16 protein-coding genes are annotated in these 13,821 nt (G+C 70.1%); 10 read left to right on the top strand and 6 right to left on the bottom strand.

The genetic code is table 11. The features are described from left to right. Positions 1-81 precede the first annotated feature (81 nt). Genes AL346_RS24030 through cydX form a run of 3 tightly spaced genes read left to right on the top strand, consistent with a single transcriptional unit; the run spans position 82 to position 2,987 of the window. A complete protein-coding gene (locus AL346_RS24030; RefSeq protein WP_019402076.1) occupies positions 82-1,659 on the top strand; it encodes a cytochrome ubiquinol oxidase subunit I in 1,578 nt (525 codons plus the stop codon). 5 nt (positions 1,660-1,664) lie between these two features. Further along, positions 1,665-2,822: a cytochrome d ubiquinol oxidase subunit II gene (gene cydB, locus AL346_RS24025; protein WP_019402075.1), complete on the top strand. Its 1,158-nt coding sequence runs from the start codon at positions 1,665-1,667 to the stop codon at positions 2,820-2,822. Positions 2,823-2,840: 18 nt separating this feature from the next. Then, positions 2,841-2,987, top strand: coding sequence for a cytochrome bd-I oxidase subunit CydX (gene cydX / locus AL346_RS24020; protein WP_019402074.1), 147 nt, complete (start codon positions 2,841-2,843; stop codon positions 2,985-2,987). Positions 2,988-3,042: 55 nt separating this feature from the next. Here the strand turns inward: cydX and AL346_RS24015 are convergent, their stop codons facing one another. Together AL346_RS24015 and AL346_RS24010 are read right to left on the bottom strand one after the other, a co-directional pair. After that, positions 3,043-3,468, bottom strand: coding sequence for a BA14K family protein (locus AL346_RS24015; protein ID WP_019402073.1), 426 nt, complete (start codon positions 3,466-3,468; stop codon positions 3,043-3,045). A gap of 40 nt (positions 3,469-3,508) precedes the next feature. Next, positions 3,509-3,931: an EF-hand domain-containing protein gene (locus AL346_RS24010; protein ID WP_019402072.1), complete on the bottom strand. Its 423-nt coding sequence runs from the start codon at positions 3,929-3,931 to the stop codon at positions 3,509-3,511. A 190-nt stretch (positions 3,932-4,121) separates the two neighbouring features. Between AL346_RS24010 and AL346_RS24005 the strand changes: the two genes are divergently transcribed. The 7 genes from AL346_RS24005 to AL346_RS23975 all read left to right on the top strand — a co-directional run bounded on the left by AL346_RS24005 (position 4,122) and on the right by AL346_RS23975 (position 10,609). After that, a complete protein-coding gene (locus AL346_RS24005) occupies positions 4,122-4,553 on the top strand; it encodes an EF-hand domain-containing protein (RefSeq protein WP_019402071.1) in 432 nt (143 codons plus the stop codon). A gap of 47 nt (positions 4,554-4,600) precedes the next feature. Further along, positions 4,601-4,990 (top strand): hypothetical protein, encoded by a 390-nt coding sequence (locus tag AL346_RS24000; RefSeq protein WP_019402070.1) that lies wholly within the window; start codon positions 4,601-4,603, stop codon positions 4,988-4,990. Positions 4,991-4,996: 6 nt separating this feature from the next. Continuing rightward, positions 4,997-5,617, top strand: coding sequence for an RNA polymerase sigma factor (locus AL346_RS23995; RefSeq protein WP_019402069.1), 621 nt, complete (start codon positions 4,997-4,999; stop codon positions 5,615-5,617). Next, positions 5,614-6,045 (top strand): hypothetical protein, encoded by a 432-nt coding sequence (locus AL346_RS23990; RefSeq protein ID WP_019402068.1) that lies wholly within the window; start codon positions 5,614-5,616, stop codon positions 6,043-6,045. Before AL346_RS23995 ends, AL346_RS23990 begins: the two co-directional genes overlap by 4 nt. Further along, positions 6,042-6,440, top strand: a complete 399-nt coding sequence (locus tag AL346_RS23985; RefSeq protein ID WP_019402067.1) for a periplasmic heavy metal sensor — start codon at positions 6,042-6,044, stop codon at positions 6,438-6,440. The genes AL346_RS23990 and AL346_RS23985 overlap by 4 nt, the downstream gene beginning before the upstream one ends. 262 nt (positions 6,441-6,702) lie before the next feature. Continuing rightward, positions 6,703-7,779 carry an NAD(P)-dependent alcohol dehydrogenase gene (locus tag AL346_RS23980; RefSeq protein ID WP_053194248.1) on the top strand — a complete coding sequence of 359 codons (1,077 nt, stop codon included), beginning with the start codon at positions 6,703-6,705 and terminating at the stop codon, positions 7,777-7,779. A gap of 70 nt (positions 7,780-7,849) precedes the next feature. Then, positions 7,850-10,609 carry a cation-transporting P-type ATPase gene (locus tag AL346_RS23975; protein WP_019402065.1) on the top strand — a complete coding sequence of 920 codons (2,760 nt, stop codon included), beginning with the start codon at positions 7,850-7,852 and terminating at the stop codon, positions 10,607-10,609. Positions 10,610-10,640: 31 nt separating this feature from the next. Here the strand turns inward: AL346_RS23975 and AL346_RS23970 are convergent, their stop codons facing one another. From AL346_RS23970 to hemP, 4 genes are read right to left on the bottom strand one after another with little or no spacing between them, the layout of a single operon-like run. Beyond that, positions 10,641-11,438, bottom strand: a complete 798-nt coding sequence (locus AL346_RS23970) for a heme ABC transporter ATP-binding protein (protein WP_019402064.1) — start codon at positions 11,436-11,438, stop codon at positions 10,641-10,643. Beyond that, the gene (locus tag AL346_RS23965) at positions 11,435-12,511 is read right to left on the bottom strand and encodes an iron ABC transporter permease (RefSeq protein WP_019402063.1); all 1,077 of its coding nucleotides are present in this window, start codon (positions 12,509-12,511) and stop codon (positions 11,435-11,437) included. The genes AL346_RS23970 and AL346_RS23965 overlap by 4 nt, the downstream gene beginning before the upstream one ends. 14 nt (positions 12,512-12,525) lie before the next feature. After that, positions 12,526-13,443 carry a hemin ABC transporter substrate-binding protein gene (locus AL346_RS23960; RefSeq protein WP_019402062.1) on the bottom strand — a complete coding sequence of 306 codons (918 nt, stop codon included), beginning with the start codon at positions 13,441-13,443 and terminating at the stop codon, positions 12,526-12,528. A gap of 5 nt (positions 13,444-13,448) precedes the next feature. Next, positions 13,449-13,625: a hemin uptake protein HemP gene (hemP, locus tag AL346_RS24870; protein ID WP_019402061.1), complete on the bottom strand. Its 177-nt coding sequence runs from the start codon at positions 13,623-13,625 to the stop codon at positions 13,449-13,451. Between the last annotated feature and the right edge of the window lie 196 nt (positions 13,626-13,821).

Raw genomic sequence — 13,821 nt, 5'->3', positions numbered from 1 at the left:
CGGTATTCGACCGCAGCAAGGCGCCGCCCCCAAGCGACGCCGCAAGCACAGGGGGCCCGGGCAAGCCGGACTTGAAGTCAAATGGAACTCGACATCGTCGCCCTATCGCGGCTGCAGTTCGCGATGACCGCGCTCTACCACTTCCTCTTCGTGCCCTTGACGCTCGGCCTGTCCGTGCTGCTCGCCATCATGGAAACGGTCTATGTCATGACCGGCCGGCCGATCTGGCGCCAGATGACGAAATTCTGGGGCACGCTGTTCGGCATCAACTTCGTGCTCGGCGTCGCCACCGGCATCGTCATGGAATTCCAGTTCGGCATGAACTGGAGCTATTACAGCCACTACGTCGGCGACATCTTCGGCGCGCCGCTCGCCATCGAGGGCCTGATGGCCTTCTTCCTCGAGGCGACCTTCGTCGGGCTGTTCTTCTTCGGCTGGGACAAGCTGTCCAAGGTCGGGCACCTGATGACGACCTGGGCGGTGGCGCTCGGCTCCAACTTCTCGGCGCTGTGGATCCTGATCGCCAACGGCTGGATGCAGAACCCGGTCGGCTCGGCCTTCAACCCCGAGACGATGCGCATGGAGGTGACCGACTTCTTCGCGGTGCTGTTCAACCCCGTCGCGCAGGCCAAGTTCGTCCACACGGTCTCGGCCGGCTACGTCACCGCCGCCATCTTCGTGCTCGGCGTCTCCGCCTGGTATCTCCTCAAGGGGCGATACACGGAGCTCGCCAAGCGCTCCATGACCGTGGCCGCGTCCTTCGGCCTCGCCGCCTCGCTGTCGGTCGTCGTGCTGGGCGACGAGAGCGGCTATCTCTCCACCGAGCACCAGAAGATGAAGCTCGCCGCCATCGAGGGCATGTGGGAGACGGAGCCGGCGCCGGCCGCCTTCACCCTCATCGGCTTCCCCGACCAGGAGGCGCGCGAGACCCATTACGCGGTCAAGATCCCGTGGGTGATGGGGCTCATCGGCACCCGCTCGCTCACCGAGCAGATCCCCGGCATCGACGAACTGGTCGCACGGGCCGAGGGGCGTATCCGGCAGGGCATCTCGGCCTTCGACGCGCTGCAGCAGATCCGCGCCGCCGGCGGGGCGGACAAGGTCGCTCCCGAGGTCCGTCAGGCCTTCGAGAACAACGGCCACGATCTCGGCTATGCGCTGCTCCTGAAGCGCCATGTCGACGATCCGCGTGCGGCGAGCGAGGCGGAGATCAGGCAGGCGGCCTGGGACATGGTCCCGCACGTGCCCACGCTGTTCTGGTCCTTCCGCATCATGGTCGGGCTCGGCTTCTTCTTCATCGGCCTGACCGCGCTGTTCTTCTACCTGTCGGCGCGGCGCCGGCTCGACCACTATCCCGGCCTGCTGCGCCTTGCGGTCCTCGCCATACCGCTGCCGTGGATCGCGGCCGAGCTCGGCTGGGTCGTGGCGGAGTTCGGCCGCCAGCCGTGGATCATCGAGGGCGTGCTGCCGACCGCCGCCGCCGTCTCGAGCCTCGGCGCCTCGACGGTGCTCCTCACCATCATCGGCTTCGCCCTGATCTACACGGTCCTCATCGTCATCGAGATGGCCCTGATGGTCCGCGCTATCCGCAAGGGGCCGGAGGAGGACGAGGAGCCGGAGGCCGAACTCGTTCCCCAGTCTCTCGTCGCTGCAGAGTAAGCGCCATGATCCTGCATCAACTCATCGACTACGAAACCCTGCGTGTCGTCTGGTGGCTGCTGCTCGGCGTGCTGCTGATCGGCTTTGCCGTGATGGACGGCTTCGACCTCGGCACGGCCGCGCTGCTGCCCTTCGTCGCGAAGACGGACGTGGAGCGGCGCGTCGTCATCAATGCCGTCGGTCCCGTCTGGGAAGGCAACCAGGTCTGGCTCATCCTCGGCGGCGGCGCCATCTTCGCTGCCTGGCCGCCGCTCTATGCCGTGTCCTTCTCGGGCTTCTATCTCGCGATGTTCGCGATCCTGTTCGCGCTCATCCTGCGCCCGGTCGGCTTCAAGTACCGCTCGAAGCGCGACAGCGCGGCCTGGCGGGCCGGATGGGACTGGGCCCTCTTCGTCGGCGGGCTGGTGCCGGCGCTCGTCATGGGGGTCGCGGTCGGCAACGTCCTTCGCGGCGTGCCCTTCCGGCTCGATACGGACCTGCGCATCTTCTACGAGGGCACGACGCTCTTCGAGCTGCTGAACCCCTTCGGCCTCCTGTGCGGGCTCCTGTCTGTCGCCATGCTCGTCATGCATGGCGGCGCCTGGCTCGTGCTGAAGAGCGAGGGCCCGGTCGCCGAACGCTCGCGCACCTACGGCAGCATCGCGGCGCTCGTCACGGCCGTCCTCTTCGCGCTCGGCGGGCTGTGGCTGTGGCTCGGGGTCGACGGCTACCGCATCACCAGCGAGATCGCCACGACCGGCGCCTCGAACCCGCTCGCCAAGACCGTCGAGCAGGCCCCCGGCGTCTGGTTCGAGAACTACGGGCGCCACTCCTGGATGATGCTCGCGCCGCTCCTCGGCTTCGCCGGTGCCCTCGGCAGCCTCGCCTTCTTCAAGGCCCGGCGCGAGGTTCCGGCGCTGCTGGCCTCGTCGGTGTCGATCCTCGGCATCATTTCGACGGTGGGGCTGTCGATGTTCCCCTTCATCCTGCCCTCGTCGATCGACCCGCAGTCGAGCCTGACGGTATGGGACGCGTCCTCGAGCCATCTGACGCTCTTCATCATGCTCGTGGTCACCGTGATCTTCGTGCCGCTCGTCGTCGCCTACACCGCCTGGGTCTACCGCATCCTCTGGGGCAAGGTGGACGCCAAGGCGATCAGCGACGGCAGCGGCCACGCCTATTGAACGCGCAAGGAGAGTGCAATGTGGTACTTCGCCTGGCTTCTCGGCCTGCCGCTCGCAGCCGCCTTCGCCGTCCTCAACGCCATGTGGTACGAGCTCATGGACGACGCGGCGAAGCGGCGGACCGAGCCCGTCCTCGTTCTGGACGGCGAGCGCCCGTCCCGCTGAACGCGAGGAGACGCCGCCCCCGGGCGGCGTCTTGCCGTTGGTGGCCGGCCGAAGCTCAGCTGTAGGGCGACCAGCACGGCTGGCGCGGGCCGTAATGCGGCTGGTAGCTGTTGTCGTAGGCGCGGTAGGACCGATAGTGGGCATAGCACCAGCGGATGTGCGCGGCCGGCAGGGGCGGCGTGAGCGCCCGGCCGGCCGCAACGCCCGCGGCGAAGGCGGCCGGCGGGAACCAGTAGCCGTTGTGGTACCGGTAGCCGGGGCGGGCCACCACGAAGCCGCGGTAGCCGTTGTAGTAATAGATGCCGCCGACGGCGTAGAAGCCGCGGCGATGCACGATCCTCTCGACGAGATCGGCCTCCGCGACCGAAACGGGCATGAATGCGCCGGCGGGGAACGCGGGCGGCATGGCGGCGGCCGGCGTCGCCGCCGAAACGAGCGCGAGCGCGACGGCGCCGCCGGCTGTGAGCAGCCTGTGTCTCATTGGATCTCCCGGGGCTGGGGCTTGTGGGGAAGGGACTGGTCTAGCGCCTGAGCGCCCGCAGTTCGGAGAGCGACAGCGCGCGGTCGCCATCCGCGTCGGCACGCAGCAGGCGATCGGGAACGAACCGGGCGAACTCCTCCCGCGAGATGCGGCCGTCGCCGTTCGCGTCCATGCGCTCGGCCCTCGCCTCGAGCCCTTCCAGCGATGCGGCCTGGAACCTGCCGGCCTCCTTCAGGCGCGCGGCTGCCGCCTTCGCTTCCTCGGGGTCGAGAAAGCCGTTGCCGTTGCGGTCCATCCTGTCGAAGAAGCGCCCGCGGGCTTCCGCGATCTCCGAGAACTGCAGGGTCCTGTCGCCGTTGCGGTCCATCTGCCTGAACATCTGACGGGCTCCGGGGCCGTCGGAGGCGCAGGCGCTGCCCGTGACGAGCAGCAACATCGCCGCCGCGAGAGCTTTCCACTTCATGCCGATCTCCGTTCGTGAGGAGCGCTGTAGCGCTCCGACGACGGTTCTACGCAGGCCGGCGGGCGCTCCTACGCGGCGCGCAAGTTCGCTTGCAGCGCGTAGGACGAGACGCCGCGGACCGTATTGGTCGAGGCTGGCGCAGTTGCGGCTGCGCGGCTGGAACGGAGGGAAACTCGCCATGAACACTCTTATGAAGATGGCCCTTATGGCGCTCGCAACCCTGGGCGCGACATCCCTCGCGGTGTCACAGACCCGGCCGGCGCCGGATATGCGTTTCATCGAACGTCTCGACGCCGATGGCGATGGCGTCCTGTCGCAGGACGAGGTCGCCGCGGCGCGGCAGCGTCTCTTCGCGCGGCTCGACCGCGACGGCGATGATGCGATCGATGACAGGGAGATCGAAGCCCTGCGCGACGCCGTCATGGATCGCGCGGTCGCCCTGCAGGCGCGTCTCGGCCGCGCGTGGCGGCGGATGGATACGAACGGCGACGGCCGGGTCTCGGCAGAGGAATTCCGCGCCCGGACGATCCTGTTCGATGTTGCCGACCGCGACGGCGACGGCCGGCTGTCGTCCGCCGAAATCGCCTTCATGCGCGACCTCATCCTCGGCGGCCGCGGTTGACGACGGTCCTTTTCCGACGGCCACTGTCACGTTCAGGGAGTGCCTCCATGCGTTTCTCAGCCACGACTGTCCCGGTCCGGCTCTGTCTTGCCGTTCTCGGCCTCGTCGCGACGGGCGGGGTCGCGCCTGCAGCGGAGTGGACGCGCGGCACCGTCCACGGGGGCCAGGTCAGCCGCCATGCCACCGGTGACGGCCTCGTCTACAGCGGCCAGACGACACGCGTCGGCCCGAACGGCGGCACCTACAGCGCGAGCGCGACCTGCCTCAACGGCGTCGTCGACCGCTGCCGCCGAAGCTACTCGGCGACCGGGCCCGGCGGCCGGACCTATTCCGGCGAACGGGTGAGCGCGCGCGGGCCGTTCCGGGTGCGCTCGGTCGGCCGCATCACGGGTCCCGACGGCGGCGTCGCCGTCGGTGGCCGCCGGCGCTGGAGGTGAGGCGGGGTGGAGCGGGGGCAGGCGCGCGATGCCGCGGAAACGCCGGGACAGGGCGAGGACGAGCGCCTGCTCGCCCGCATCGCGGCTGGTGAGCAGGCGGCGCTCGTCCGGCTCATCGACCGCCATGGACGCGGCCTTCGCCTCTTCGCCATGCGCTATCTCGGCAGCGCGGACGACGCCGAGGACGCGGTGCAGGACGTGTTCGTCACGGTGTGGAAACGCGCTGGGCGGTTCGACCCCGCAAGGGGGCGGGCGACGACCTGGCTCTACCGGATCACAACCAACCGCTGCATCGACATGCGCCGGTGGCGCAGCCTGCGCGTCTTCGTCGGCCTCGACGAGGTGGCGGAGACGCTGCCGGCGACCGGCGTCGACGCCGACATCCGCCTGTCGGCGCGGCAGGAGCTCGCGGCAGTGCGCCAAGGCCTCGCGCGCCTGCCCGAGCGCCAGCGCATGGCGCTGCTGCTGCGGGCCGTGGCCGACCTCGACGTCCCGGCCATCGCCGAGGTCATGGGATCGAGCACGGGCTCGGTCGAGCAACTGCTCGTGCGGGCGCGGCGCACGCTGCGCGAACGCACGACGGACGTGAGCGCAGACAACAAACAAGAAGAAGGGACGTTGCGATGAACAGGGACGATTTCGAGCAGCTTCGGCGCCGCTTCGGCGAGGACGTGGCCGCATGGCCGCCGCCATACCGGCAGGAGGCAAGGTCCTTTCAGGAGGGGGGCGGCACAGACGACGACCTCGACCGCCTGCTGCGCGCAGCTATTGACGCCCCGGCCGACGAGCGGGCGCTGGCGCGCAAGGTCCTGTCGCGGATCGAGGGATCGCGCCAGCCGGCTCATGTCCTGTCCGCCTCCTTGCGGCATATGCCCTATTCCGCTGTCGCCGCTTGCCTGGCGCTGGTCCTCGTGGTGGCCGCCGCCGCCGGCTACTGGCTCGGCGGACGGGGCCCGGAGGCGGCGAACGACACGCTTCTTGCGTTTGCGGCGGGTGAGCCGGCGGGCCTCGACGATGTCGTGGAGAGCCTTGGATCCATCGGAGGCGAACTGTGAAACGCGTTGTCCCGATCCGGCTCCTTCTGGCCGCCGGCCTTGCGATCTCGCTCATCGCGAATGTCTTCCTCGTCGGCTTCATCGTCAGGGGCGAGCGCCAGGCGCGTGGCGCGGGTTTCCTCGCCGAGAGCATTGCCACGGCCTATCCTGAGGAGATTCGCGCCGGCTTCCGCCGTCAGCTGCGGGACAACCGGCCACGCGTGCTGGATGCCCTGCGCAACCTGCGCGATGCAAGGCGCACCCTTGCCGCAACGGCCAACACGCCGCCGCTCGACGAAGCGGCGGTGGAGCGGGCGATGGAGGACGTGCGCACCGCGACGGATGCGCTGCAGCGGCTCATGCAGGATCTCCTCCTCCAGACGCTGCGCGCCCAGCAGGGGGCGGACAGGCCCTGATGGGCCCGTCCGCGGATATGCACTCGCGTGGGCGACGCGGCGTGGCCGCATGCGCCCATCCGTGCTCCCGATGTGCATGAGAAGCCCTCCGCACGGCGCGGAACGGCCCCCACGCCTGCGGCGGCTCCGCAGATGTGCCGGGCCCGTTGATCCTCGTCAAGAGATCGCCGCGCGCGTTCCTTTAGTCTTCGGCCACCGATGCCTGCCCATGGTGCCGGCCACCTGCGGGTGCGGCGCGCAGGCGCAACGGAAGGAGCTGATCATGGCACGGAAGATGAAGGCGGCGATTTTCGTCGAACCGAACCGCATCGTCCTCGACGAGAAGCCGATGCCGGACGTCGGCCCGCTCGACGCGCTGATCCGTATCACCACCACCACGATCTGCGGCACGGACGTGCACATCCTCAAGGGCGAATATCCTGTGGAACGGGGCCTGACCGTCGGCCACGAGCCGGTCGGCGTGATCGAGAAGCTGGGTTCTGCGGTCGAGGGCTACCAGGAGGGCCAGAGGGTCATCGCAGGGGCGATCACGCCGAGCGGCCACAGCGCAGCCTGCCTCTGCGGCTGCCATTCGCAGGACGGGGCGGGCACGCGGCACGGCTTCAAGCCCATGGGCGGATGGCGCTTCGGCAACACGATCGACGGCGCCCAGGCGGAATACCTGCTGGTGCCGGACGCGATGACCAATCTCGCCCCCATCCCCGATGCACTCAGCGACGAGCAGGTGCTGATGTGCCCCGACATCATGTCGACCGGCTTCTCCGGCGCCGAGCGGGGGCGGGTGAAGATCGGCGACACCGTTGCCGTCTTTGCGCAGGGACCGATCGGCCTGTGCGCCACCGCAGGGGCACGGCTCATGGGCGCGACGCGGATCATCGCCGTCGACGCGGTGCCCGCGCGCATGGAGATCGCCCGCAGGATGGGTGCGGATCACGTCGTGGACTTCAGCAAGGTCGATCCGGTGGACGAGATCATGCGGATCACCGACGGGCGCGGCGTCGATGTGGCCATCGAGGCACTCGGCCGCCAGGAGACGTTCGAGGCCGCGCTGCGGGTGTTGCGGCCGGGCGGAACGCTCTCGTCGCTCGGCGTCTATTCCGGCGATCTGACGATCCCCCTCGGCCCCTTCCACGCCGGGCTCGGGGACCACACCATCGTCACCACCCTGTGCCCCGGCGGCAAGGAGCGCATGCGCCGGCTGATGGAGGTCATCGCCTCGAGCCGTCTCGACACGCGCCCGCTCGTCACGCATCGTTTCCCGCTCGACCGGATCGAAGAGGCCTACGATCTCTTCGCCAATCAGCGCGACGGAGTGCTCAAGGTCGCCATCACGCCCTGAGCCCGACCTTCATCGTTATCGGCCCACCGCGCCTGATCCCGCGGTGGGCGCTGCAGAGGAGCTCCACGGCATGCGCAGCCTGACTTCCGCACCCGATGCCACGCCGTCGGCCCGTCCTGCCCAGGCCGGCGCCTGCGTGGAGCAGGCCGTGCTGGATCTCGACCGGGCCTGGCATGCCGTCACGCCGGCCGAGGCGCTGCAGGCGGCCGGATCGTGCCCGGACGGCCTCAGCGAGGCGGAGGTGGCGCGACGCCTCGAACGCTTCGGCCCCAACCGCCTGCCCCAGGGGCAGCGGCGCAGCGTGCTCACGCGCTTCCTGCTGCAGTTTCACAACCTGCTCATTTACGTGCTGCTCGGCGCCGCCGTGCTTGCGGCGGTGATCGGCCACGAGACCGACGCCCTCGTCATCGCCGCCGTCGTCATCGTCAACGCGATCATCGGCTTCGTCCAAGAGGGTCGCGCGGAGGAGGCGCTCGAGGCCATCCGCGCGATGATCGATCCGCACGCCTCCGTGATCCGCGACGGCCGGCGCGTGACGACCGCGGCGGACGAGGTCGTGCCGGGAGACATCGTCCTGCTCGAGGCGGGCGACCGGGTGCCCGCCGACCTGCGCCTCGTCAAGGCGCGCAGCCTGCGTGTGGACGAGGCCATCCTCACGGGCGAATCCGTTCCGGTCGACAAGGCGCTGAACCCCGTCGACGTCGATGCGGCCCTCGGCGATCGCGTCTCGATGGCCTTCTCCGGCACCTTCGTCACCGCCGGCCAGGGCACGGGCGTCGTCGTCGCCACGGGCGCCGCGACGGAGCTCGGCCGCATCAGCACGATGATCGGTGCCGTCGAGCAGCTCACCACGCCGCTCGTGCGCCAGATGGACGAATTCGCGCGGCAGATCTCCGTCGCGGTGCTCGGCATCTCGGCTCTCGTCTTCGGCTATGCCGTACTCGTACAGTCCTATGGCCTCGACGATGCCTTCATGGCGGTGGTGGGCCTTGCCGTTGCGGCCATCCCGGAAGGCCTGCCGGCCGTCATGACGATCACGCTTGCCGTCGGCGTGCAGCGCATGGCCCGCCGCAACGCCATCATCCGGCGGCTCCCGGCCGTGGAGACGCTGGGCTCGGTCTCCGTGATCTGCTCGGACAAGACCGGCACCCTGACCCGCAACGAGATGATGGTGAGCGCGGTCGTCACCGCCGACCGCGAGATCACGGTCGACGGCACGGGCTACCGGCCCGAGGGCGACTTCCGGGCGAAGGACGGGCGGGAGCTCGATCCGGCCGCCGATCCGGTGCTGGAGGAGCTGTCGCTGGCAGCGCTCCTCTGCAACGACGCGCAGCTGCGGCGGCGGGACGGCGACTGGATCGTCGACGGCGATCCGATGGAAGGGGCGCTGGTGTCGCTCGCCATGAAGGCGGGGCACGACACAGCCGCGGCGCGCGCCGGCTTTGTCCGCCTCGACGAGGTGCCGTTCGATTCCCGTCACCGCTACATGGCGACCTTGCACGCCCGCAACGGGCACCCGCCCGTGGCCTATGTGAAGGGCGCGCCCGAGCGCATCGTCGCCATGGCGGCGCGCGTGGCGACCCTCGATGGCGAAGAGCCGATCGATCGCGCGGCCTGGCACGGCCGGATCGATGCCCTCGCGGCTGGCGGGCAGCGCGTCATCGCGCTCGCGCGCCGGACGATGGGCGAGGGCGCCCGCGAGCTGGCGTCGGACGATGTCGAGCGCGACCTGACGCTGCTCGGCCTCGTCGGGCTGATCGATCCGCCGCGCCCGGAGGCGATGGCCGCCATCGCCGAATGCCGGGCGGCCGGCATCAAGGTCAAGATGATCACCGGCGACCATGCGGCGACCGCGCGCGCCATCGCGCTCCAGCTCGGCCTCGCGGACGACCCGAAAGCGGTGACCGGCCAGGACCTCGACGCCGCCGGCGCGGACGATTTCGACAGATACACGCGCGAGGCCACCGTCTTCGCCCGCACCAGCCCCGAGCACAAGCTGCGCCTCGTGGAGGCGCTGCAGCAGGACGGCTCCATCATCGCCATGACCGGCGACGGCGTGAACGACGCCCCGGCCCTGAAGCGGGCGGATGTCGGCGTCGCCATGGGCGGCAAGGGCACGGAAGCGGCGAAGGAGGCGAGCGAGATGGTCCTCGCCGACGACAATTTCGCCTCCATCGTCGCGGCCGTGCGCGAGGGGCGCACGGTCTACGACAATCTGACCAAGGTGATTGCCTGGACGCTGCCGACGAACGGCGGCGAGGCCTTCACCATCATCCTCGCCATCCTCTTCGGCCTCACCCTTCCCATCACGCCCGTCCAGATCCTGTGGATCAACATGATCACCGCGGTCGCCCTGGGGCTCACCCTCGCCTTCGAGCCGACGGAGCCCGGCGCCATGCGGCGCCCCGCGCGCCCGGCCGGCCAGCCGCTGCTGTCCGGGCGCCTGCTGTGGCGTATCCTCTTCGTCTCCGCACTGATGGTCGCCGGCACCTTCGGCATCTATGCCTGGGCGAGCGCCCGGGGCCTCTCCGTCGAGACCGCGCGCACGATGGCCGTCAACACCATCGTCGTGATGGAGATCTTCTACCTGTTCAGCGTCCGCTACGTGCACGGCACGTCGCTGACCCTCCAGGGCGTCCTCGGCACGCCCGCCGTGCTCATGGGGCTCGCGACCGTCGTCGTCGCGCAGCTGGCCTTCACCTACCTGCCCTTCATGCAGACGGTCTTCGGCAGCAGCCCGGTATCCTTCACCGACGGGCTGGCGATCATCGCCGTCGGCGTGGCGCTCCTCGTGATCGTGGAGGTCGAAAAGCGCCTCGTCTCCCGGTGAGTTCTCCGCCGGGCCCGATGCATCGTGCCGCTCACGCCGCGCCGGCGGCAGACGGGCGGGGCAGCACGAAGGGGGTTGCCGGCACGGCGCCGACGCTCAGCCGGACATCGAAGACGTCGCGCAGGAGCGCGTCCGTCAGGACCGTCTCCGGGGAACCGTCGGCGAAGACGGCGCCCGCCTTCATCACGACGAGCCGGTCGCCATAGGCGGCGGCGAGGTTGAGGTCGTGCAGGATGGCGAGCACGGCGACGCCCTCGCTGGCGAGGCGCCGGGCGTGCTCGAGCAGGCCGAGCTGATGCCTGAGATCGAGGCTCGCGACCGGCTCGTCGAGGAAGAGCGCGAGGTGCTTCTCCCGCCTGCCGCCGACCATGAGCTGGCCGAGCACGCGGGCGAACTGAACCCGCTGCTGCTCGCCGCCGGACAGGGTCTGGTAGTTGCGACCGGCGAGATGGCCGACATCGGCGGCGGCGAGCGCGCGGCGCATCATGTCCCTCCGCTCGGCCGCATTGCCGGCCCCGTCGAGCCCCAGGCGCACCACCTCGGCGACGGTGAACGGGAAGGCGAGCTGCGCGCTCTGCGGCAGCACGGCGCGTTTCGCGGCGAGGCGCCACGGCGGCATCGCGGCGACCGGCGTTTCGCCATAGACGACCGTGCCGCTCGCCGGCGCGACCTCTCCGGCAAGAACCCTGAGCAGCGTCGACTTGCCGGCGCCGTTCGGCCCGATGACGACGGTGAGCTCGCCGGCAGCGAGTGCGAGGTCCGTCGGCGCGAGGATCGTCCGGCCGGCGGCCTCGAGGCTGATGCCGGTGGCGGTGACGACGGCGGTCATAGGGCGAGGCTCCGACGGCCGGCGAGCAGCAGCCAGAGGAAGAAGGGCGCGCCGATAGCCGCGGTGACGATGCCGATGGGCAGTTCCGCGGGCTGGACGAGCGTGCGTGCCAGCATGTCGGACAGTACGAGCAGCATGCCGCCGAGGAGGGCGCTCGCAGGCAGCAGCACGCGGTGGTCGGGGCCGATGGCGAGGCGCAGCAGATGCGGCACGACGATGCCGACGAAGCCGATGATACCCGAGACGGCGACCGAGGCGCCGACGGCGATGGCGACCAGGAGGATCGCCACCTGCTTCAGCCGCTCGACGGCGATGCCGAGGTGAAAGGCCTCCGCCTCGCCCAGTGCCAGGGCGTTGAGCCCGCGGGCGAGGAACGGCACGGCAGCGAGCACGGGCAGGATGGCCGGAGCGACCGTCGCCGTCTTCGCCCAGGTGGCGCCGCCGAGGCTGCCGAGGGACCAGAAGGTGAGGTCGCGCAGCTGCCGGTCGTCGCTGAGGAAGGTGAGGACCCCGGTGAGCGCGCCGGCGAGGGCCCCGAGCGCGACGCCGGCGAGGAGCAATGTCGCGACGGAGGTGCGGCCGGCGCGGGTCGCGATGCGATAGAGCGTGAAGGTGGTGAGAAGCGCGCCGCCGAAGGCCGCCATCGGCAATGTGACGAAGGGCAGGGGCCCCGTGACGGCGACGAGGCGCTCCCCGAGAACGATCATGCCGGCGGCGAAGAGGGCGGCCCCGGAGGAGACGCCGGCAAGGCCCGGATCGGCGAGCGGGTTGCGGAACAGCCCCTGCATCAACGCACCCGAGACGGCGAGCGCCGCCCCGACGAGGAGACCGAGCAGGGTCCGTGGCAGGCGGATGCCGACGACGACGAGCGCATCGCGCGCCATCTCCTCCGGCACCGCCCCGGTGAGCACGGCGCGCAAAACCGCGACAACCCGGGAGGGGGCGAGGGCGAGCGCCCCGATGCCGATGGACAGCACCGAGACGATGACGACGCCGGCGCCGAGCAGGAGGAAGAGCACGAGCACGCGCAGCCGGCGCCGCGCCAGTGCTGCGTCGATCGCATCGCTGGCCATGGCGGCATCCGTGCTCACGGCGCTTTCTCACCCGTCGCCAGCGCCGGATAGAAGGCGCGCATCAGTTCCCCGGCTGCCTGCGGTGCACGCGGGCCGAAGCCGAGGACGAGTTGCCCGTCCATGGTCACGAGCGCCCGCCGGCTCGCCGCCGGCGTGCCGGCGAAGGCGGGCGCGGCGAAGACCTCCTCGGCGCGACCGGCCGCATGGCCGCCGTTGGCCATCATGACGATGACGTCCGGCGCCGCGGCGATGATGGCCTCGTCCGTCATCGGCTTGAAGCCCTCGATGGCGCCGGCTGCGTTCTCCGCACCCGCGAGGCGCAGGATCGCGTCGGCCGAGGTGGCGTGTCCGCCGACGAGCGGCCGGCCATTCTGCATGGCGAGGACGAAGAGGGCCTTGACCGGCTTCTCGATGCGCTCCCGCGTCGCCGCGAGGTCGGCGAAGCTGCGGCGCACCTCGGCGGCAAGCACATCGGCTTTCGCCTCCGTTCCGGTCAGCCGGCCGATGGTCTCGATCTTCCCGACGATCCCCTCGGGCGTCGGCTCATCCGGGAGCTGCGTGAAGGGCACGCCCGTCTCCTTGATCAGCCTGATCGCGTCGGGCGGCCCGGCATTGCCGATGGCGATGACGTGCGACGGGTTGAGCGCGATGATGCCCTCGGCCGGCAGGGCGCGGACATAGCCGACGTTCGGCTTCTCCTTCAGCGCCTGCTCGGGAAATGTGCTGGTCGTGTCGACGGCGGCGATGCGCGCCTCGAGGCCGAGGGCGTAGAGGATTTCCGTGACCGCGCCGCCGACGGCGACGATGCGGTTGCCGCCCGGCGGTTCGCCCGCCTGCGCCAGTGCGAGCGGCGCGGGAGCAAGGAGGAGGGCGGTGGCGAGCAGCCCGTTCAAGGCGCGCCGTGACAGGAGGTGTTGCAGTCTGCCGGTCATGGCGGTCACTTCGTCAGGATGAGCTTGTCATTGGCCGTGATGCGCAGGTGATAGCGCTCGCCGTTGTGCAGCAGCACCACCTCGCGCCCGCCCGCGAAGAGCGAGCGCACATCGATGGCGGGCGGCTCGGTGGCCTTGAGCGGAGCCTGGCTCGGCGCGGAAGGCAGGGATGGCGTGGACATGGCGGCGGCCGCTTCCTTTTAACTGTTCAAAATTTTGTTTTGAACGATTCTCAACTTTGCAGAAGTTTTGAATAGTACAAAACTACTGTCGATTTGCTTCGATTGACGTGCATACACAAGGCGTATAGGAAGCGCAAATGCGCTCCTCGGCAGGAGCGCGACAGCGCCAGCCAGCCGGGGCCCCGAAGCCCGCAGC

It is taken from the genome of Chelatococcus sp. CO-6 (assembly GCF_001271345.1).
Lineage (GTDB): Bacteria > Pseudomonadota > Alphaproteobacteria > Rhizobiales > Beijerinckiaceae > Chelatococcus_A > Chelatococcus_A caeni.
Note: the sequence above shows the minus strand (reverse complement) of the source record. Positions and strands in the feature narration are given on the sequence as shown.

What these genes read in the sequence shown, in the direction of transcription:
- AL346_RS24030 (WP_019402076.1), top strand. Translation starts at nt 82, where the DNA reads ATGGAACTCGACATCGTCGCCCTATCGCGGCTGCAGTTCGCGATGACC.
- cydB (WP_019402075.1), top strand. Translation starts at nt 1,665, where the DNA reads ATGATCCTGCATCAACTCATCGACTACGAAACCCTGCGTGTCGTCTGG.
- cydX (WP_019402074.1), top strand. Translation starts at nt 2,841, where the DNA reads ATGTGGTACTTCGCCTGGCTTCTCGGCCTGCCGCTCGCAGCCGCCTTC.
- AL346_RS24015 (WP_019402073.1), bottom strand. Translation starts at nt 3,468, where the DNA reads ATGAGACACAGGCTGCTCACAGCCGGCGGCGCCGTCGCGCTCGCGCTC.
- AL346_RS24010 (WP_019402072.1), bottom strand. Translation starts at nt 3,931, where the DNA reads ATGAAGTGGAAAGCTCTCGCGGCGGCGATGTTGCTGCTCGTCACGGGC.
- AL346_RS24005 (WP_019402071.1), top strand. Translation starts at nt 4,122, where the DNA reads ATGAAGATGGCCCTTATGGCGCTCGCAACCCTGGGCGCGACATCCCTC.
- AL346_RS24000 (WP_019402070.1), top strand. Translation starts at nt 4,601, where the DNA reads ATGCGTTTCTCAGCCACGACTGTCCCGGTCCGGCTCTGTCTTGCCGTT.
- AL346_RS23990 (WP_019402068.1), top strand. Translation starts at nt 5,614, where the DNA reads ATGAACAGGGACGATTTCGAGCAGCTTCGGCGCCGCTTCGGCGAGGAC.
- AL346_RS23980 (WP_053194248.1), top strand. Translation starts at nt 6,703, where the DNA reads ATGGCACGGAAGATGAAGGCGGCGATTTTCGTCGAACCGAACCGCATC.
- AL346_RS23975 (WP_019402065.1), top strand. Translation starts at nt 7,850, where the DNA reads ATGCGCAGCCTGACTTCCGCACCCGATGCCACGCCGTCGGCCCGTCCT.
- AL346_RS23970 (WP_019402064.1), bottom strand. Translation starts at nt 11,438, where the DNA reads ATGACCGCCGTCGTCACCGCCACCGGCATCAGCCTCGAGGCCGCCGGC.
- AL346_RS23965 (WP_019402063.1), bottom strand. Translation starts at nt 12,511, where the DNA reads ATGGCCAGCGATGCGATCGACGCAGCACTGGCGCGGCGCCGGCTGCGC.
- AL346_RS23960 (WP_019402062.1), bottom strand. Translation starts at nt 13,443, where the DNA reads ATGACCGGCAGACTGCAACACCTCCTGTCACGGCGCGCCTTGAACGGG.
- hemP (WP_019402061.1), bottom strand. Translation starts at nt 13,625, where the DNA reads ATGTCCACGCCATCCCTGCCTTCCGCGCCGAGCCAGGCTCCGCTCAAG.